We start from the raw sequence: 19,097 nt of genomic DNA, 5'->3' as shown, positions 1-19,097 counted from the left end.
TGTTAACAGCAATTTATGTCAAAAGTGTTATCGCTTTGTAAAATCGTTGGTACAGTGCGCAGGCGCTTTAAATAGCGTGTTTTGCATGTTCAAACAAGTATGAAACTACTCGTTACCGGCGGGTTTATCACCGCTTGTTTTTGGCGGGCCGGTCGTTCGGAAACGTGGCTTAAAACCAAGCTTCGGCTCAGCCGCTTTTTCTTCAGCAGGTTTTTCTTCCGCAGACTTATCTTCAATGGCAGGAATTTCCTCTGCTTTAGCTTGAACTGCCTCCTCAACAGATTTAGGTGGATTAGCTGCTCTGAACTTTGGCGTAAAGCCTAATTTTGGAGCTGCTGGCGTTTCTTCCGTCGGTTTATCTTCAACGGATGGTGCTTCTTCTGTTATAGGTGGAGCCGCTTCCTCAACTGGCTTAGGCGGATTGGCCGCACGAAATTTCGGCGTGAAACCTAATTTCGGAGCTGCTGGCTTTTCTTCTTCCGATTTATCCTCAACAGTGGGAGCCTCCTCCGCTTTAGGCTGAGTCGCATCCTCGACAGGTTTAGGTGGATTAGCCGCACGGAATTTCGGCGTAAAACCCATCTTCGGTTTCGCGGGTACTTCTCCTGCTGGTTTATCCTCAATTACAGGAGTTTCCTCTACTTTAGGCTGAGCCGTATCTTCAACAGGTTTGGGTGGATTAGCCGCTCTGAATTTCGGCGTGAAACCCATTTTTGGTTTTGCGGGTTCTTCTCCTGCCGGTTTATCTTCAATGGCAGGAGTTTCCTCTGCTTTGGGTTCAGTAGTATCTTCAACCGGTTTGGGTGGATTAGCCGCTCTAAATTTCGGACTGAAACCTATTTTCGGTTTGGCGGCCGGAGTTTCTTCGGTTGTTTGTTCCGTTGCCGGGGTTTCTGCCTTGGATTGTTCGGTAGCATCCGCAGGCTTTGGCATGCTTGCCGCGCGAAATTTTGGGGTAAAGCCAACCTTTGGTTTTACTGCCGGTGCATCAGCCACACCGTCTGCTTCTTTTGGTGCCTGTACAGCCGGGGTGCTCAGGGTTTCAACTATGGTTTGTTCTGCAAGCTGATTTTCCTCACGTAAACGTTCGGCCTTAACTTCGGGTGCTAAGTGATATTGGCGGCGCAGTTTGTTGAACCAGTACTTCTTGGTATGGTCAAAACTCTTTTCGCCCATGGCCTCATAATGGTTCCTGAATTCGCCATACAATGCCGGTTCGCCTTGTTGCAGGGCGGCAATATCTATTTTCTTCTTTTTAAAAAAATCCTCAAACGTTAGCATCCGCCTGCAAATTAAAGCAAAATATCCACATCCAGCTTATTCCAGCGTATGCTGTTGCCGGTAAGTTCCCAATCGTCCTGTTCCTCCTCGGTAGCATTAAGCAGTTTGGGGTACCAATCCAGCGGGAATGCCTGGCTTTTGCCATCGCTCTCTACATAAAGCAAGCCTTTATTAAAGCTCACCTTAATATCCTTCTTTTGCTTTCGCGATGTAAACAGCGCCATAATATCTCCCTCTTTTATATCCCAAAGTTAATTATTTGTATTGACAGGTAATTGCCATAAACCACGGCATTAACCGTGGCGGCAACCATCCTGCGTTTTGCCTGATATTCAAAACAAATTGCCGATTATTTAGAATATATCCAAATAACATTTGTACAAACCGCTGACAGCAAATAGTGTTTATATTTTGTAAATTCGCCGCTAAAAGCAGCGAGGGTTGATCCTTGCTATTTTACTCACCTTAAGATCAAATTAGAATGGCTTTTGATATTGATATGATCAAAAAGGTTTACGAGCGTTACGGAAGCCGCGTTGAGGCTGCCCGTAAAGCTACTGGTAAACCACTTACTTTAACCGAAAAAATTCTATACGCACACCTTTCAGGCGGAGAAGCAGCACAGGCCTACACACGTGGTACTGATTATGTTGACTTTGCACCTGACCGTGTTGCCATGCAGGATGCTACCGCGCAAATGGCGCTTTTACAGTTTATGCAAGCAGGTCGCCCGCAAGTGGCTGTACCTTCAACCGTACACTGCGATCACTTGATTCAAGCCAAAATTGGCGCTGTTGATGACCTTAACACCGCTAACAATGTAAATAAAGAGGTTTACGATTTCCTTGCGTCAGTATCTGACAAATATGGTATCGGTTTCTGGAAAGCCGGTGCGGGTATCATTCACCAGGTAGTGTTAGAGAACTACGCTTTCCCGGGTGGTATGATGATCGGTACTGACTCACACACGCCTAACGCGGGTGGTTTAGGTATGATAGCTATTGGTGTTGGTGGCGCTGATGCCTGCGACGTTATGGCCGGCCTGCCTTGGGAGCTAAAATTCCCTAAGCTAATTGGTGTTAACCTAACCGGTAAATTATCTGGCTGGGCTTCAGCTAAGGATGTTATTTTGAAAGTTGCCGGTATACTTACCGTAAAAGGTGGTACAGGCGCTATTGTTGAATATTTTGGTGAAGGTGCACGCTCACTTTCAGCTACCGGTAAAGGTACCATCTGTAACATGGGTGCCGAGATTGGTGCTACTACCTCTATCTTTGGTTACGACGAAAAGGCTGCCGCTTACCTTAAAGGTACCAAACGTGCAGATATTGCCGACCTTGCCGACGCTATTGCCGAGCACTTAACCGGTGATGACGAGGTTTACGCTAACCCTGAGCTATACTTTGATCAGGTTATCGATATTAACCTGAGCGAACTTGAGCCGCACGTAAACGGTCCATTCACCCCGGATCTGGCATGGCCTATCTCAAAATTCGCTACCGCGGTTAAAGAGAATAACTGGCCTACTACATTAGAGGTTGGTTTGATCGGTTCATGTACCAACTCATCTTACGAGGATATTACCCGCTCGGCATCTATCGCCCAGCAGGCTATTGATAAAAAACTGAAAACCAAGGCTGAGTTTACCATCACTCCGGGCTCAGAGCAGGTACGTTACACGGTTGATCGTGATGGCTACCTGGATACCTTCGCTCAAATGGGCGGTGTGGTATTGGCTAACGCCTGTGGTCCGTGTATCGGTCAGTGGGCCCGTCATACTGATGATCCTACACGCCGTAACTCAATCATTACTTCCTTCAACCGTAACTTTGCTAAACGCCAGGATGGCAACCCGAACACACACGCGTTTGTGGCGTCGCCTGAAATTGTTACCGCGTTTGTTATTGCCGGCGATTTAACTTTTAACCCGCTTACCGATACCCTGGTAAACGAAAGCGGCGACGCGGTTAAGTTTGATGAGCCACAAGGCATCGAGCTACCGGTAAAAGGCTTTGACGTTGAGGATGCCGGTTACCAGGCACCAGCCGAAGATGGCAGCGGTGTTGAAGTAATTGTTAGCCCAACATCAGCACGTTTACAATTGCTTGATCCGTTCTCTCCGTGGGAAGGTTCAGACCTTAAAGGCCTGAAATTGCTTATCAAGGCAAAAGGTAAATGTACTACCGACCATATTTCAATGGCTGGCCCATGGTTAAAATTCCGTGGTCACTTGGATAATATATCAAACAATATGCTTATTGGCGCTATCAACTACTTTAACAACAGTGCTGATAGTGTTAAGAATGCGATAACCGGCGAATACGGCCCGGTACCTGCTACCCAGCGCGATTACAAAGCGCATGGCATTGGTACTGTAGTGGTAGGCGACGAAAACTATGGCGAAGGTTCATCACGTGAGCACGCGGCCATGGAGCCTCGCCACTTGGGTGTACGTGCCATACTGGTAAAATCATTTGCCCGTATTCACGAAACCAACCTTAAAAAACAAGGTATGTTGGGTATCACCTTTGCTGATCCGGCTGATTACGAGAAAATTCAGGAGGACGACAAGATCGATATCCTGGGCTTAACCGAGTTTGCACCGGGCAAACAGCTTACCGTAGTGCTACACCACACCGATGGCACTCAGGATAGCTTTGCTGTTAACCACACCTACAACGCTCAGCAAATTGAGTGGTTTAAGGCTGGTGGCGCGTTAAACATCATCCGCAAGCAACAAGCTAAAGCTTAATTTTTTTTAAGCCGAAAGCTAAAAGACCAAAGCATAAAGCTTTTATAATAAAAACGCCGCTCAAATTGAGCGGCGTTTTTTGTTTTATGGTTTGCTATTGGCAAACTTTCTTAGCCCTCTTGATTATTGATAGTGCGATTATTAAAATGCCTCCTAAAAGGGCAGTTGAAATACTGGCAATGATATTTAAAGCAAGGGGGCCGTAGGCAAACATTTGTACTTTAAATATTTGTAATAATGCAAGTATTGTTACTGATACAAAATGAAACAGCACTACCATTATTAATCTTGGTAGAAATCCTATCCCTCGGTAAAACAGCCATAAAAATGGCAGTAGAAACCAAATGATTTGAATAATCGCAATAATAAATACCATCATGGTAAGGTTAGCTTATATAATATATATGCAAGATAAACCTTATTGGCTTTGATATCTATTAACCATTAAACTTTTCAGCAAACTCTTTCGCGAAATCCTCCAATTTACGGTCACGTAGTTTTGGTTTCTGTTGATCAAGATCTGTCCACAGAATGCCTTTGCGTACCGCTGTTCCCATCTCTAAGTAGTTTTTGGCTACTTCGAGTGGCATACCGGCTTGTACCATGCCCTCGTAGGCCTGCTCGTCGGTAAATTCAACCCAGGGTAGTTCGGGCTTGCCAATGGCGGTACCTAATACTTTGGCTATGTCGGTAGTAGTACGGTCGTCGCTGGCTACGTAGCTAATGTTTTTGCCCTCAAATGGTTGCTGCAATGCTTCGGCTACGGCATCGGCAATATCGGTAGGGTGTACCATCACCAGCCTTGTACCTGCGGGATAGTTCGAGCCAATGATACCGGCCTGTTTAATAAGCGGTATATCATGGAAAAAATTAAAATAGAACATATTAGCACGCAGATATTTTATATCCACCCTATCAAGCTTGTTTAATAGTTGCTCCACATCGTGCAAACCTGCTATCGGCCCGGTACCGCCATCCAGGTGGGCGCCTATGCTGCTCAAAAATACCACCTTGCTAATGCCCGATGCTTTGATGGCCTCGGCATAGGCAAGGCCTACTTTGTTCATGCCCTCGCGCATGCTGCTGTTTCCAAAATTAGGCGGCACCATACCGTATATGGCATCGGCGCCGGTAAAGGTTTGGGTAAGAAACGCGGCATCGTTCAACGAGCCGATAGCCGCCTGTGCGCCAAGCTGTTCTATCCCGGCTGTTTTATCATTATTACTGCTGATTATAGTTACCTGGTGCCCTGCGGCGATAAGTTGTTGAGCCAGTGGTTTACTGATGTTTCCTAATGACCCTGCTACAATGATTTTCATGATATTTTATTTTTTGTTTTTGATGAAACAAAGCTATATTAGTACTTACTTTTATACAAGTACTTACCCTAAAGTATGTATCATCATGACAGCAATAAAAGAAGCATCAACCATACAGGAAAACAAGGGCTTTGCGCTGGAGCAATGCCCCGTAACTTATATTATGGAAAAGATAGGTGGCCACTGGAAGCCTATCATATTATATCATTTATTATCAGGTACAAAGCGTTATAACGAATTGCGCCGTGCCATACCCGCCATTACCGAAAAAATGCTGATACAGCACCTTAAACAATTAGAGGCTGATAAGCTGCTGATTCGTGAGGCTAAGCCTGTGGTGCCACCTTACGTTACCTACACACTTACCCCGGCAGGACAAAAGCTCAAAAAGGTTCTATATGAGATGGCTGAATGGGCTATTGAGGACAGCAAGAACAACGCCCTCGAAATTTATAAGGATTTAAATGGATCATCGTTGCAATAAATCGGGGCGGTAAATCGTTCATCAATCAACAATAAAAAATACGAACCAAAAACTGCGGCATGGCTAACCCCCATGCCGTATTTTTTGGAGTTCGGTTTTATCAGATCCACATCATAAACTTTCTTATACCTGTTAAACATGGAACCACAAACAAAATTTGATGTCATCATTATTGGTGGCAGTAACTCGGGGCTGTCTGCCGGTATGGCTTTGGGCCGGGCGTTGTACAACACGCTGATCATCGATAGCGGCAAACCCTGCAATCGCCAAACACCACACTCGCACAACTTTATTATGCACGATGGCTGGACACCTGCCGACATGCACGCCGCCGCCAAAAAGGATGTACTGGCTTATCCTACTGTTCAATACCTCAACGGCACGGCAACAGCGGTTACAGGCAGTACCAATAATTTTGAATTGACCATTGCCGAGAGCGATACCGTTTATCATACCAAAAAGATAATTATAGCTACAGGCATTAAAGATACATTCCCTGATATTGAGGGCTTTGCGGAGTGTTGGGGGATATCCATCATCCATTGCCCTTACTGCCACGGTTATGAATACAAGCACGAAGAAACGGGCATTTTAGCCAATGGCGATATGGGTTTTGAGATGGCCAAACTCATATCAAACTGGACAAAAAAACTCACCGTTTTTACCAATGGCAAAGCTGATTTTACTGATGAGCAGCGTGAAGCAATGGGCCGAAACAACATCAATATTGTGGAAACAACCATCAGCAAATTCGAGCATCAGGATGGGTATATCGATCAGCTGATATTTAGCGATGGCGAAAGCTTTTCACTAAAGGCATTATATGCCCGTTTACCATTTACACAACATACCGATATACCCGAAAAACTGGGCTGTGAGTTTAATGAGCAAGGATACATTAAGGTTGATATGATGCAGAAAACCAACGTATCCGGTGTATTTGCCTGCGGCGATAGCACATCGCCAATGCGGGCAGTTTCGGCAGCTGTTGCCAGTGGTGGCATGGCAGGCGTAGTGGCGGGTAAGGAGATACACGAGGAGCGGTTTTAGCCCTAAATAAAAAAGCCGGCCCTATATATAAGGCCGGCTTAAATTGTGCTCCGTAAAAATGGTAATAGTTAATTGAAGGCCATTAAGTTAGCAGGGTGAAATAATACCTGCGCCATCAATTCATCATACCCATACTTTTCAGGGTTTTCAATAACCTCTTTCATGGCTACCAGCTTGTAAACATACATGCCGGTTTCACGATTAAGGCGCATGCGGAAATAATTATCCTCATTTTGTTTGTGCATGGCTTTCACAATTCTGATCGAGCCATTGTTGTAAGCGGCGGCGGCCAACGTCCAGCTACCAAACTCGTCAAACAGCTCGTTTAAATACTTACAAGCCGCAACGGTTGATTTGCGTAGATTAAGGCGCTCGTCTTTTTTGTTGCCTACCTTTAAGCCAAAGCTGCGCGCGGTACCCGGCATAAACTGCCATGGGCCACGTGCCCCCTTACGAGAGGTGCCTTCGCGAAGGCCCGACTCAACCAGTGGGATGTACTTAAAGTCTTCGGGAATGCCATACTCCTCGAGTATCGGTTCAATCACCGGAAATAATTTTTCTGCTTTGATATGCAGAATGTTTGACTGAACTTTTGTGTAGGAATGCATCCTTAACGAATAATTCAGTTTGCGGTTTACGCGTTTGCTGTTTTCAGGCAAATCCTCATCAGCAAAACTAAAACCTGCTGCCTCCTCATTTGGCGCCTCAATAAGGGCGAAACGGGCTGCATTTTGTGCGACACTTGGTCGTTTAACTACTGTTGCATTAGAAAGATCAAAAGCCGAAATGATTACTACCACCAACATTACGGAGCACGTAATTAAGTGTTTTTTTGTCATTCGTTTTTCTATCATTTAGTGTACAATATGTAAAACTCGCTGCAAATGTACGATATATAAATCACATTATCAAGCACTTGCAATTTGCTTAGTGTTTTGAGCAATTTTTTCACACTAAAAAAGCTACCCTAAATAGCTGTTAAACACTGTTTTTGCGCTGAAACAAAAACTTGTGAAATCCGTACAAAAAACCTAACTTTGTCCCTCCGCTGAGAAGCGTAAAACAAAAAATTATGGTATTCAAAAGACCAGGGAACAGTCGCGACGACAAGTCCAACAGATCACCTAAAAAGTACTCAAAGGGTGATGACTCAAAAAGACCATCATCAGGTCCACGCGGTAAATTCTCCGCAAAAAGTGGCCCGAGTGATAACTACAATCCCTCAAAAAAGTTTGATAAAGACAAAACAGGCGACCGCAAGCCCTTTTCGGCACGTGGCGACAAACCGTTTTCACCCCGTGGTGATAAACCTTTTTCGCCCCGCGGTGATAAACCTTTTTCGCCCCGCGGTGACAGGCCTTTCTCAAGCCGTTCTGAATCAACAGACAGACCGAAACGCAACAGCGAGGGTAATGACTTTGGCGATAAAAAGCCATATTCATCATCACGCCCAAAACCATACAGTGGCCGCCCTACCGATGGCGGCGACAGGCCAAAAAGAAGCTATGGCAGCGATAGCCGTGGCAAAGGCCGTGGCGAGGGTGGCTTTAAAAGAGATAACTCAGGCTTTGGCGATAAACCATATCGTGATGACCGCCGCACCCGCAACCGTGACGACCACGAGGGTAATGATGCGCCGGTAAGAACCATGCGTGGTCGTAAAAACCCGAGCGAGCCTAAAAAAGAAAAAGAAAATGACGGCCTGATCAGGCTTAACCGTTACATAGCCAATGCAGGTATATGCTCTCGCCGTAAGGCTGATGAGCTGATCGAGGCCGGTGTGGTTTCTGTTAATGGCGAAGTGGTATCAGAGCTTGGCTTTAAGGTTGACCCGGCTAAGGATGTTGTTCGCTACAACGGCGAAACCCTGAAACGCGAAAAAATGGTTTACGTTCTGTTGAACAAACCGAAAGATTATATTACCACTACCGACGATCCGCAGGAGCGCCGTACCGTAATGCACCTGGTTGAGAAAGCCAGCAAGGAGCGCATTTATCCGGTTGGCCGCCTTGACCGTAATACAACCGGTTTACTACTGATGACCAATGACGGCGATTTGGCCGACAAGCTATCGCACCCGCGCAGCAATGTGGTTAAGCTTTACCAGGTTGAATTAAGCAAAGGCCTTACCCAGGGCGATTTGAACAAGATAGAATTTGGCGTTGAGCTGGAAGACGGTTTTATTAAGCCCGACTCAGTATCGTACGTTCAGGGTGGTACCAAGCGCGAGATAGGTATACAGATACACAGCGGTAAAAACCGTATTGTGCGCCGTATATTTGAATCGTTAGGTTATGAGGTAGTTAAACTGGACAGGGTGGTGTATGCCGGCCTTACCAAGAAAGATCTGCCACGCGGCCGCTGGAGGCATCTCGAAGAAAAAGAATTGATACAGCTAAAGCACCTGCTATAAAATGAGCCCCTTTTAAGGGGCTTTTTTGTTGTTTTTACATAACTTGCATTAACAAATACCAATAATAGTTATGAAGAAGATGCTATTGGCACTGGCCTTGCTTGCCCCGATGATGATGAACGCACAGAACAAAAAGAAAGGCCCCAAAACTTTCGACCTTATTGTGGGTGCTTATAATACCGATAACAGCAAGGGTATATCTGTATTTCGTTTTTATGCCGAAACCGGCAGACTGGCCTACCTAAGCCAGAGCGATGATGTACCCAATCCATCATACCTGTGTGTTGACAAGACCAACAAGTTTGTTTACGCCGTAAGTGAAACCGATAACGGCGAGGTATATTCATACAGCTTTGACCCGAAAGGCGGCGCACTAACATTCATTAACAAACAAAAAAGCGCCGGCGCATCGCCATGCTATATCTCGGTTGATGAGGACAGGAAGCATGTGTTTGTCGCTAATTATTCCAGCGGATCATTCGCAGCGTTGCCTATTAGTGAAGATGGCTCATTGAAACCCGCGGCGCAGGTTATACAGGATAAAGGCACCGGCGTTAACAAGCAACGCCAGGAAGGCCCGCACGCGCACGGCGCATTTTTATCTCCGGATGAAAAGTATTTATTGCTCACCGACCTGGGTACGGATAAGATCAGCATAAAGAAATATGACAAGGGCGATTCAAAGCCTTTAGAGCCTGCCCCGGTTGATTTTGTGACCGTATCGCCGGGCAGTGGCCCCCGTCACCTTGATTTTACGCCCGATAAAAAATACATGTACGTAGTGCAGGAACTCACCGGCGCGGTAACCGCCTTTGAGTTTAACGGTGGTAAGCCCAAGCAAATACAATCAATAACCATGCTGGCTGATGGCTTTAAGGGCGCGGTAGGCGCGGCGGATATCCATGTATCGCCCGACGGTCGTTTTGTTTATGCATCAAACCGTGGCGATGCCAACGAAATTGTGACCTACGCCATCAACAGCGAAAACGGTATGCTCACCTTTATTGACCGTACCCCAACCCGCGGCAAAGCACCTCGCAACTTTGTGATAGACCCAACAGGCGCTTTCCTGCTGGTAGGCAATCAGGATACCAACACTATCAACGTATTTAAACGCGACCCGGTAAGTGGCAAGATCGGCAACATGGTAGCATCAACACCTGTTGATAAACCGGTGTGTTTGAAGTTTACCCCGGCGATGTAACCCCTCCTAAATCCTCCCTGAGGGGAGGACTTTAAAACATTTTTGTCATTTCGAACGAGGTACGAGAAGAAATCTGTCGCTTTGATATTGAACGCGTGCAGATTTCTCACTATCGCTCGAAATGACAAAAAATAAAAGCACAAGCTGTAAATAACCTATCCCTACCGGCATCAGAAATGCCCGGAGCAGCACAAGCCCTGCCAAAGTAGAAACTTTCACCGGGCAGGGCGTAGCCGGCAGTTTTTGCTTCTTTTGTCTGCACAAAAGAAGTTTAGGATAAGTAATGAAGCGATTTTTAGATAGTGCTTTATTAGGTGGTTGTGCTCTTACGAATGTCAGCCTGCTCTTGGCCGCAGAGGCCAGTTACTTTACCTTAGATGCAAAGTAACCAAAAGTCAAGGCAGAAAAAACCTTCCACCCACAGGACATACTCCCTGGCCCGGTTTTCTGCCAGCCCTACGCGCTTTTTTTGAAGAACATAATATATATTAAAGTCCTCCCCCTCGGGGATGATTTAGGTGGGGTTGTACGAGGAGAAATCTGTCGCTTTGTTATAAACACGTGCAGATTTCTCGCTACCACTCGAAATGACAAGTTTTTTTTCAAGCCCTCCCCCTCGGGGAGGATTTAGGAGGGGTTGAACTACTACGGTTTCGGATACACAAAATTATCCTCAGCCCATTGATGCCAGCGGGTAGTGAGTTGCGCTACTTCTGTTGGGTGCGAGGCGGCAAGGTCGTTAAGCTCGGTTTCATCTTTGTTGATATCGTATAGATGCCATGCAGTGTCGCGACCGCTGTGCGATACCATTTTCCAGTTTTTGTAGCGAACATAACGCGCACCGAAATGCTCGTTGAACAATGGTTCATCAGCTGTTGGTTTGCCTTTGAATGAGCTGGCGAAGCTATGGCTTTGCGATGGCATAATATCGTGCCCTTTATAGGTTTTAGGATATTTAGCCTTGGCCAGATCCATAAAGGTGGCCATAAAATCCTTAACATGGCCCATTTGTGCCGATACACTGCCGCCTTTCATCTTTATGCCTTTTGGCCAGTAGGCTATCATGGGTGTACGTACCCCACCCTCGTATGATTGTGCTTTCCAGAATTGGTATGGCGTGTTGGCCACATTGGCCCAGCGCTGTCCTATGGAGGCGTACGAGGTTTGCTTGCCCGGCATGATGGTCTTTTTCATATCATACACTATGGGTTCGCCGGTACGGGTTTGGTCGGGGCGGTCAAAGCCGGGGCCGTAGGCGGTACAATTTTCATTGCTCGCACCGTTATCACTCAAAAAAACGATCAGGGTATTTTCCAGCTGCCCGGTTTCCTTTAATGCCTGTATTACGCGCCCGATTCCCTGATCCATACGATCGATCATGGCGGCATGTACGGCCATAGCGGCGGCATCCCACTCCTTGTCCGGGTTGTTCTCCCATTTTAAATCAGCACCCCAGCGTGGCGAAAGCGGCGTGGTTTTCGGATCTATCAAACCGGCTTTCACCATCTTATCGTACCGTGCCATGCGGATGGCATCCCAGCCTGCTTTGTAGGTGTCTTTATATTTAGCAATGTCTTCGGGCAAGGCCATTAGCGGCCAGTGCGGCGCGTTCTCGGCAAGGTAGAGGAAGAACGGCTTTTTAGCTTTAGCCATTTGCCTGATGTATGATGCCGCGGTATCGTTTATTGCATCGGTATGGTAATAATTTTTTGGCACTTCCTTAACCGGTTCGGTGCCATTTACCAGGCTGAACGGGTCAAAAAAGTCAACCACACCCCAAATAGTTCCGTAAAACCGGTCAAATCCTCTGCTTGTTGGATATTGTTCAATAGGCGAAAATGTAGGCTGATACGTTTGGTGGTTCAGCCATTTCATTTGCTCTTTCGGGTCTTTTAATCCCGGCGTGTTTGATACATGCCACTTGCCCGACATAGCCGTTTGGTAGCCTGCCGATTTCAGCACCTCGGCAATGGTCACCGAGTTTTCTGACAGGTGACCCAAATAGCCCGGCTCATCCTCAGTGTCCGTCATGTTACCAATGCCCGCACGCTGGTTGTATAAGCCCGTTAGCAGCGAGGCGCGTGTAGGGCAGCAACGTGATGTATTATAGAAACGCGTATAGCGTATGCCATTCTTAGCCAACTGATCAATATTCGGTGTACTGATCTCGGAGCCATAACAACCCAGGTCTGAATAACCCAGATCATCAGCCATGATCACCACAATATCGGGGCGTTCATCGGCAACCGGCGCTTTGGCAGTCGGCACCCTAAAAAACATAAAGGTTGAAGCCAGCCCTATCAGCAAGGCCGATCCTAAAAACCATTTCATAGTATAGCGTTATAGTTTAACAATAATTGTTTTCTACCTATCACTCACACATCTAAAACCCGCATGCTCGGTGCTGCTGTCCTCGGTATTTTTCATTCGGCGTGCCACACGGTAACCCGAGCAATAACTATCGTTACATAAAAACGATCCACCGCGAATAACCCGCTTAACAGCATAAGGCTCGTCCGGGTCGTAACTTTTGGCCGGGCCTTTGGGGTTTGCAACTCCCTGGGGCTTGTTTATGGTTTGATAATAGGTGTTGTTGTACAGATCAGCACACCATTCCCACACATTGCCTGCCATATCAAACAACTTATAAGGGTTGGGCGCAAAGCTGCCCACAGGTGCCAGGCGCTCAAACTTATCGGCCACGGTATTCTTCCACGGGAATTCACCCTGCCAGCTATTGGTTTTTGGCGCGCCACGGTCAACCGGCTCGTTACCCCATGGGTAAATATTGTTTTGCCTGCCGCCACGTGCTGCCCACTCCCACTCGGCCTCGGTTGGTAAACGTTTGCCTGCCCATTTACAATAGGCCTGCGCATCGTAATAACTAACGTGCACTACGGGGTAATTATCCTTCCCTACAATACTACTGTTAGGCCCTTGCGGATGCTTCCAGTCAGCACCCGGCACCCAGGCCCACCATTGGGCATAGTTATCCAGTTTTACCGGATGATCGGGCGGGGTAAACACCAGCGATGCGGGTACCAGCATGCTTTCATCAGGTTTGGGGGTACCCGGCGGCAATTGCTTTTTCAGCTCGTTCCAGTCGGGCTTACGTTCGGCAGTGGTGATGTAGCCTGTTGCCTTTACAAATTTGGCAAATTGGGCATTGGTCACCTCTGTAGCATCCATCCAAAAGCCGTTAACGGTTACCTTGTGTTTAGGGAATTCATCTTCAGATGCCTGATCATTATCGCCACCCATACCAAAGGTGCCGCCTTTTATAAACACCATACCATCATGCCCCTTAAGCACACCCGTATCGGCAATTTTTTGATCGCCCGTGCCCGCCATACCAAAACGCGATGGCATGTTCGATTCGCAGCAGAGCGCCTTTTTTGCCGGAGCTTTTTTCTGCACCACCTTCTTTTTCTCTGTTTTGGATGTACAAGCACCCAACAGTAAAAAACAAGCCGCTGCGCCTACAAAAAACCGGTGTTTTGCCTTATTCAATTCGTATAGTTTAGTTTAACACTAAGGCTAATATATAAAACCAAGCGCGTTTAACTTATGCCGGCAGTGTATTTATACTGTTACGCTGAGCAAAAGAAAGCAGGCGTTATATTCACCTGCTTTACTTCATCATCAAACTATCGCATCTGCGGAAATTGCGATATCCGCAGCCTGCTGCAACCGTAAGGTATCAGCGTTATTTCTTCTTCGGGCTGATTTGGCATACCTTCGTTATATATCACGCTGAACGGTATTGGGCCGGTCATGTCGTTATATAATTGCCAGTCGGGTATGCGTTTGGCTTTGGCCTTTAATATCAATGGGGCATTATCGGGCGTCCATGGGTATAGTGGTATCGTTTTTTTATCTATCGAAATGCTTTGCTGAAACTTGTTATCATCCAAAGCTATCAAGCCATAATTCCACGGGGTGGTTGGCCTAACCTCTATATACTCCTTGCCGTAAGCGATGGGGTCTTTATCATTCTTTACCAGTTTGCTTTCCTCACCTATTTTAAGCGCGTACACCAGCGGACCGCGCTCAACCGATACTGAGTTTTCGTACCAAAAGTTTTTGTAGATATGCATAGGTAATTGCAGCTCAACCACATCGCCGTTTTTCCATTCGCGGTCTATCTTCACTATCTGGTTACCTTTGGCTTGTTGCAGTTCCTGACCGTTAACCTTTACTACGGCGTTTTTGCACCATGCCGGTATACGCAAATGGAACGGGAACGATAGCTGCTTGGCTTTTTTACTGGTAAGCGTGAACTTAATATTTTCATCAAACGGATAATTGGTTTCCTCCTTAATGGTCACTTCCTTTCCATCAGCTACTTTGGCCGTAACTTCGCTGGCCGAATATACCAGCGCGGCTATGCCCCTATCGGCAGTTGCATACCACAGGTTTTGCGCGAATTTAGGCCAGCCCTGGTGCATGTTTGATGTGCAGCACGGAAAGCCCGACAGCAAACCATAAACCACATCGGTACCGGCGTGGTTAACATCAAAATTATGTACGTGGCGGGTAAGCATCACCTGGTTAGCCTGCTGAAAATACTGGCGGTTCAGGTAATCCTCAGTAGTTTGAGTTGGCAGGGCGTTAAAGGCTATCTTCTCCAAACGATCGGCATAATCAACATCGCCGGTAATTTCGAGCGAGCTTTCCAGCGTGAACATCATCTCCACTGCCGAACATAACTCCGAACCCTGGGTTGGGTTATTGCCATGCAAGGCCTCATCACCGCCGTAAAGGCCGTGCGCCATACCGTTGTATTTGGTGAGATCATGGAAACCCTTTTTCATGGCCTCCACATATTTTTGTTCGGGGTGATGCTGATAGTAGATCAGCGGCTCTTTCATTCCCTGCGCCAGATTAACCCCGTGAATGCTGCCCATGCGACTAAGCATATCGGTATCTAAAAACTCACCGGTAAAATTATAGGTTTGCTTATGCAGCAAATCAGCCAGATCTAACAGGAATTTATCGCCCGTAATATTATATAGCCAATATACCACCATCAGGTTATCGCCGCCGCGCAGGCGTGCCCAAAACGTCCAGTGATCAAGCGGTTTGGTGGGTAATTCCTTTAGCTGATATTTAAAATAATTGGTCAGCAGACCTATCACCCGCTTATCGCCGGTAGCCATGTAGTACTGCTTCAATACTTTCAGCATTACCATTTTTGGCCACCAATCGCGGCTATTATCGCGCTGTATGCCTGCCTCGTACGGGTAATCTTTCGATGGGCCGAAGTAACCATCGGGCTGCTGGCTTTTTATAGACCACTCTACCCAGGGCTTTACTTTGGCAATGAGTGCTTTATCCTGTAATATATAGGCCAGCGGCAGCAAACCATCTATCCAGTATGGGCCTCGCTCCCACTGGTCGCCATCTCCGCCCAGCCAGCCGTTGCGCTTGTTCATCACCAGCGGATAAAGTTCATCTAACTTACCCGTAGCGCCATTTTTTTGGCGAACAAGCATTTCGCGCAGCCAGCCTTGTGGCTTTATAGCGCCAAGGGGCAATTCAATATAAGGGTTTTGACGCAGCGGCGCACGGCTGGTGGTATAGTTTGCCGGCTGACTATAAGCCGAGGCCGCAATACCCAATGCCAGCACCGAAACCATTAAAAACTTAGATCTCATAGTAACATTATTTTTTAAGGCAGATAAAAATCAAAAGGTTTATCACGATCGCACAACAGAGTACCATCGTTGTATTCCAGCTCGGCTACGTGTATTGATGTGCGCTTGGTTGAATAGGTAAAAGCGTCATCAGCATCGTGCCCGCCATCATCCTGGTGCGATTTACGGCCGGGATGCGTAAAGTAAACAATATAGGCGTGCCCGCCGGTTACCACTACATCAGCATGGGCGCCGGTTGGGGTATCCTCGGGGCGATGGCCGGGCTTATCCAACACCATGCCCTGGCGCTCCCAGGTTTTGGCATCCTTTGAGCGGTGTACCCGCTGGCCGTGCCACTCGTCGGTTATCATCCAGTAATAATCTTTAAACCTGAATATCTTGGGGCCTTCATGCTCGGGGCCACCAATGGCCACTTTAGGGTCGGCTTTCCAGTTTATCAAATCGCTGCTTTCGGCAGTTAGCGTGTTGGCATTAGGGCCTTTGTACCATATATGCCATTTACCATCAGGCAGTTTCATTAAGGTAGGGTCGATAATACTACCCGCCAGTTTCAGGTCGCCCAAAAACTTCCAGTCCCATAGGTTTTTGCTGGTGTAGTGCACCAACCGCGCGTTACCCGCCCAATGGTTATAAACACCCTGAATATAGGTAACGAACATGTGGTACGTACCGTTATCATAAATAACCTCGGGCGCCCAAAAGGTGTTGGTACCACGCTCAAAATCTAACTTAAGCGTACCCCGGTATGCCCAGGTTTGCCCATGATCCTTAGAGGTAGCCACGCCGATAGGTGTACCATAGCAATACGCCACATCCTGCGTTTGGGCATTGGCCCGGCGCTGGGTATACAGCATCATCCACAGCTTTTCGTCCTTGTTATAAACCACAATGGGGTCGGCGGCGCCATCATACATCGGGTCACGGTACAGGGGCGACAGCGCCTTGTGGGCTACCTCGCTATTTTGCGCAAAAGCCTGTCCGCATAGTGCGAACAGGCCTGCCAAATAATAAATTATTCTTTTTAATACCATCAACTGATCATTATTTAACCAATGCCGGATCGTATAATTTAGTGTTTACTTCGTGCAGTTTATCAACCGGCATTTTATCAACCGCGCGGTCATAGGTCATAAAGCCGTTGGTTTCACCCTCCACATCGGTAGTTTGGGTGTATACTGCGGCTGATAATCCCAGCGGGATCAATTCCTCAAGGCGTTTGGTGAATGTGGCATACTTATCAAACATCTCCTCCTTGGTTTTAAATGTTTGGTAACCCCAGTTTTTCTTTTGCCAGGTATGGCCATCAAGCGGTAAGCCCAGGCCACCAAACTCGCCCAATACCAATATGCGTTTTTGGCCAAATACATCAGGCGCAGGCATGGCAGGGTGAGGGTAATTATGTAAATCGACAATGTGACCGGTTAAGTAGAAGTTACCACCGCTGGCGCTATTCACCAGGCGAGATGGGTCTTTCTTCATGGTCCATTCGGTAATTTCAATAGTTTTAAACTGTCCCCATGCTTCGTTGAACGGAGTCCAAACTACGATGCTTGGGTAGTTGTGCAGCTCATCCATAATGGCGGTCCACTCCTTGCGGTAGTAGCCTTCTGATTCGGGGGTACGTTTTTGATCAGTACCGTGATCTAACACACCCGGGCGATTTTCCCAACCGTTGCCTAAGTCGCCGCTTGGCATATCCTGCCATAACAGCATACCTACCTTATCGCAATAAGTGTAGTAAGTAGCAGGCTCAACCTTAATGTGCTTACGTATCATGTTAAAGCCCATTTTTTTAAGCTGATCAATATCGTATATCATCGCCTGGTAAGTTGGCGGGGTATACAAGCCATCAGGCCACCAGCCTTGGTCAAGCGGACCATACTGAAACACGAATTTGTTGTTCAGCATCATACGCTGTATACCATTGGCATCAGGCGCCATTGATATTTTACGCATAGCAAAATAGCTGGTGATAACGTCAACCGCCTTGTTGTTACGCAGCAGGGTAATTTTCAGGTTATACAAATTAGGGCTCTCAGGCGACCATAGTTTCTCATTCTTCAGCGCGATAACAGCTGTTTCGGCAGCGTTTTGTTGCTTTTGGGCGATAACGGTTTTGCCATCCAGCACCTCTATCTTCAAATTATCACCGGCTTGTTTGCCGGCAATATTGGCTGATATGGTAATAGTGTGCGCATCAATATCAGGCGTTTGCTTGGTTGATACGATGTATGACTTCGGCACAGCCTCCAGCCAAACGGTTTGCCATATACCGGTAACCGGTGTATACCAAATACCTTCGGGCTTTTTCATTTGCTTGCCGGTTGGCTGCGGGCCATCGTTGGTTGGGTCCCACACGCGTACCACAACCTCTTGCTTTGAGCCACCTTTTAAGAATGGTGTAATATTAAATGAAAAAGGATCAAAACCACCCTCGTGCTTGCCGGCGCTTTTGCCGTTCACAAATACCTCAGTTTGCCAATCAACCGCTCCAAAGTGCAGCAGCACCTCTTTGCCCTTCATTGATGATGGTACGTTGATGGTGTTTTTATACCACAGCAGGCTATCCTTACCCACGGTACGCCCCACGCCTGATAGTGCCGACTCGGAAGCGAAAGGCACCAATATGCTACCCTCAAACTTTGATGGTTGGGCGGCATCCTTCGGGGTGATGGCATAGCTCCAAAGGCCGTTCAGGTTTTTCCAGTTGTTGCTGCGCACCAGCATAGGGCGCGGATACTCAGGTAGCGGGTTTTTAGGGTCAACCTTTTCGGCCCAGGGGGTAACAATGCGGTCTTTAATTAAATGCCATTGCCCTTGCTGGGCCATAACAAGCTGCGAACTGCATAGTAAAGCAAGCGAGGCTGATAGTAGTTTTTTCATTTAAAAAATTATATAAGATAGAAAGAAAAAAGGCCGCCCACTATGGGCGGCTTT

At 47.1% G+C, this 19,097-nt stretch carries 15 protein-coding genes; 5 read left to right on the top strand and 10 right to left on the bottom strand.

Going from position 1 to position 19,097, the window contains the following annotated elements; genetic code table 11:
* Positions 1-105 precede the first annotated feature (105 nt).
* Both IM792_RS16585 and IM792_RS16580 read right to left on the bottom strand, forming a co-directional pair.
* Positions 106-1,281, bottom strand: a complete 1,176-nt coding sequence (locus IM792_RS16585; protein WP_194103016.1) for a hypothetical protein — start codon at positions 1,279-1,281, stop codon at positions 106-108.
* An 11-nt stretch (positions 1,282-1,292) separates the two neighbouring features.
* Entirely contained in the window at positions 1,293-1,505 is a 213-nt protein-coding gene (locus IM792_RS16580; RefSeq protein WP_194103015.1) for a DUF2442 domain-containing protein, read from the bottom strand.
* A 257-nt stretch (positions 1,506-1,762) separates the two neighbouring features.
* Here IM792_RS16580 and IM792_RS16575 point away from each other — a divergent pair, with 257 nt between their 5' ends.
* Positions 1,763-4,033 carry an aconitate hydratase gene (locus tag IM792_RS16575; RefSeq protein ID WP_194103014.1) on the top strand — a complete coding sequence of 757 codons (2,271 nt, stop codon included), beginning with the start codon at positions 1,763-1,765 and terminating at the stop codon, positions 4,031-4,033.
* A gap of 94 nt (positions 4,034-4,127) precedes the next feature.
* Here IM792_RS16575 and IM792_RS16570 read toward each other — a convergent pair whose 3' ends face one another.
* Together IM792_RS16570 and IM792_RS16565 are read right to left on the bottom strand one after the other, a co-directional pair.
* The gene (locus IM792_RS16570) at positions 4,128-4,412 is read right to left on the bottom strand and encodes a hypothetical protein (RefSeq protein ID WP_194103013.1); all 285 of its coding nucleotides are present in this window, start codon (positions 4,410-4,412) and stop codon (positions 4,128-4,130) included.
* A gap of 58 nt (positions 4,413-4,470) precedes the next feature.
* Entirely contained in the window at positions 4,471-5,352 is an 882-nt protein-coding gene (locus IM792_RS16565; protein ID WP_194103012.1) for an NAD(P)H-binding protein, read from the bottom strand.
* Between the two features lie 85 nt (positions 5,353-5,437).
* Here IM792_RS16565 and IM792_RS16560 point away from each other — a divergent pair, with 85 nt between their 5' ends.
* The gene (locus IM792_RS16560; RefSeq protein ID WP_194103011.1) at positions 5,438-5,836 is read left to right on the top strand and encodes a helix-turn-helix domain-containing protein; all 399 of its coding nucleotides are present in this window, start codon (positions 5,438-5,440) and stop codon (positions 5,834-5,836) included.
* Between the two features lie 138 nt (positions 5,837-5,974).
* The gene (locus IM792_RS16555) at positions 5,975-6,886 is read left to right on the top strand and encodes an NAD(P)/FAD-dependent oxidoreductase (RefSeq protein WP_194103010.1); all 912 of its coding nucleotides are present in this window, start codon (positions 5,975-5,977) and stop codon (positions 6,884-6,886) included.
* 68 nt (positions 6,887-6,954) lie between these two features.
* Here the strand turns inward: IM792_RS16555 and IM792_RS16550 are convergent, their stop codons facing one another.
* Positions 6,955-7,692: a lytic transglycosylase domain-containing protein gene (locus IM792_RS16550; protein WP_228085180.1), complete on the bottom strand. Its 738-nt coding sequence runs from the start codon at positions 7,690-7,692 to the stop codon at positions 6,955-6,957.
* Positions 7,693-7,958: 266 nt separating this feature from the next.
* Here IM792_RS16550 and IM792_RS16545 point away from each other — a divergent pair, with 266 nt between their 5' ends.
* The gene (locus IM792_RS16545) at positions 7,959-9,299 is read left to right on the top strand and encodes a pseudouridine synthase (RefSeq protein WP_194103008.1); all 1,341 of its coding nucleotides are present in this window, start codon (positions 7,959-7,961) and stop codon (positions 9,297-9,299) included.
* Positions 9,300-9,369: 70 nt separating this feature from the next.
* Entirely contained in the window at positions 9,370-10,503 is a 1,134-nt protein-coding gene (locus IM792_RS16540; protein WP_194103007.1) for a lactonase family protein, read from the top strand.
* A gap of 645 nt (positions 10,504-11,148) precedes the next feature.
* Here the strand turns inward: IM792_RS16540 and IM792_RS16535 are convergent.
* From IM792_RS16535 to IM792_RS16515, 5 genes are all read right to left on the bottom strand, one after another.
* Entirely contained in the window at positions 11,149-12,834 is a 1,686-nt protein-coding gene (locus IM792_RS16535) for an arylsulfatase (RefSeq protein WP_194103006.1), read from the bottom strand.
* Positions 12,835-12,867: 33 nt separating this feature from the next.
* A complete protein-coding gene (locus tag IM792_RS16530; RefSeq protein ID WP_228085178.1) occupies positions 12,868-14,013 on the bottom strand; it encodes a formylglycine-generating enzyme family protein in 1,146 nt (381 codons plus the stop codon).
* 137 nt (positions 14,014-14,150) lie between these two features.
* Positions 14,151-16,160: a beta-L-arabinofuranosidase domain-containing protein gene (locus tag IM792_RS16525; protein WP_194103005.1), complete on the bottom strand. Its 2,010-nt coding sequence runs from the start codon at positions 16,158-16,160 to the stop codon at positions 14,151-14,153.
* A gap of 14 nt (positions 16,161-16,174) precedes the next feature.
* Positions 16,175-17,191, bottom strand: a complete 1,017-nt coding sequence (locus IM792_RS16520; protein WP_194103004.1) for a family 43 glycosylhydrolase — start codon at positions 17,189-17,191, stop codon at positions 16,175-16,177.
* Between the two features lie 10 nt (positions 17,192-17,201).
* The gene (locus tag IM792_RS16515; protein ID WP_194103003.1) at positions 17,202-19,043 is read right to left on the bottom strand and encodes a sugar-binding domain-containing protein; all 1,842 of its coding nucleotides are present in this window, start codon (positions 19,041-19,043) and stop codon (positions 17,202-17,204) included.
* Between the last annotated feature and the right edge of the window lie 54 nt (positions 19,044-19,097).

It is taken from the genome of Mucilaginibacter sp. JRF (assembly GCF_015223065.1).
Taxonomy (GTDB): Bacteria; Bacteroidota; Bacteroidia; order Sphingobacteriales; family Sphingobacteriaceae; genus Mucilaginibacter.
The sequence above is the reverse complement of the archived record's forward strand: the minus strand, read 5'-3'. Positions and strand labels throughout refer to the sequence as shown.

What these genes read in the sequence shown, in the direction of transcription:
- IM792_RS16515 (WP_194103003.1), bottom strand. Translation starts at nt 19,043, where the DNA reads ATGAAAAAACTACTATCAGCCTCGCTTGCTTTACTATGCAGTTCGCAG.
- IM792_RS16525 (WP_194103005.1), bottom strand. Translation starts at nt 16,160, where the DNA reads ATGAGATCTAAGTTTTTAATGGTTTCGGTGCTGGCATTGGGTATTGCG.
- IM792_RS16535 (WP_194103006.1), bottom strand. Translation starts at nt 12,834, where the DNA reads ATGAAATGGTTTTTAGGATCGGCCTTGCTGATAGGGCTGGCTTCAACC.
- IM792_RS16560 (WP_194103011.1), top strand. Translation starts at nt 5,438, where the DNA reads ATGACAGCAATAAAAGAAGCATCAACCATACAGGAAAACAAGGGCTTT.
- IM792_RS16540 (WP_194103007.1), top strand. Translation starts at nt 9,370, where the DNA reads ATGAAGAAGATGCTATTGGCACTGGCCTTGCTTGCCCCGATGATGATG.
- IM792_RS16580 (WP_194103015.1), bottom strand. Translation starts at nt 1,505, where the DNA reads ATGGCGCTGTTTACATCGCGAAAGCAAAAGAAGGATATTAAGGTGAGC.
- IM792_RS16520 (WP_194103004.1), bottom strand. Translation starts at nt 17,191, where the DNA reads ATGGTATTAAAAAGAATAATTTATTATTTGGCAGGCCTGTTCGCACTA.
- IM792_RS16570 (WP_194103013.1), bottom strand. Translation starts at nt 4,412, where the DNA reads ATGATGGTATTTATTATTGCGATTATTCAAATCATTTGGTTTCTACTG.
- IM792_RS16575 (WP_194103014.1), top strand. Translation starts at nt 1,763, where the DNA reads ATGGCTTTTGATATTGATATGATCAAAAAGGTTTACGAGCGTTACGGA.
- IM792_RS16550 (WP_228085180.1), bottom strand. Translation starts at nt 7,692, where the DNA reads ATGTTGGTGGTAGTAATCATTTCGGCTTTTGATCTTTCTAATGCAACA.
- IM792_RS16545 (WP_194103008.1), top strand. Translation starts at nt 7,959, where the DNA reads ATGGTATTCAAAAGACCAGGGAACAGTCGCGACGACAAGTCCAACAGA.
- IM792_RS16585 (WP_194103016.1), bottom strand. Translation starts at nt 1,281, where the DNA reads ATGCTAACGTTTGAGGATTTTTTTAAAAAGAAGAAAATAGATATTGCC.
- IM792_RS16555 (WP_194103010.1), top strand. Translation starts at nt 5,975, where the DNA reads ATGGAACCACAAACAAAATTTGATGTCATCATTATTGGTGGCAGTAAC.
- IM792_RS16565 (WP_194103012.1), bottom strand. Translation starts at nt 5,352, where the DNA reads ATGAAAATCATTGTAGCAGGGTCATTAGGAAACATCAGTAAACCACTG.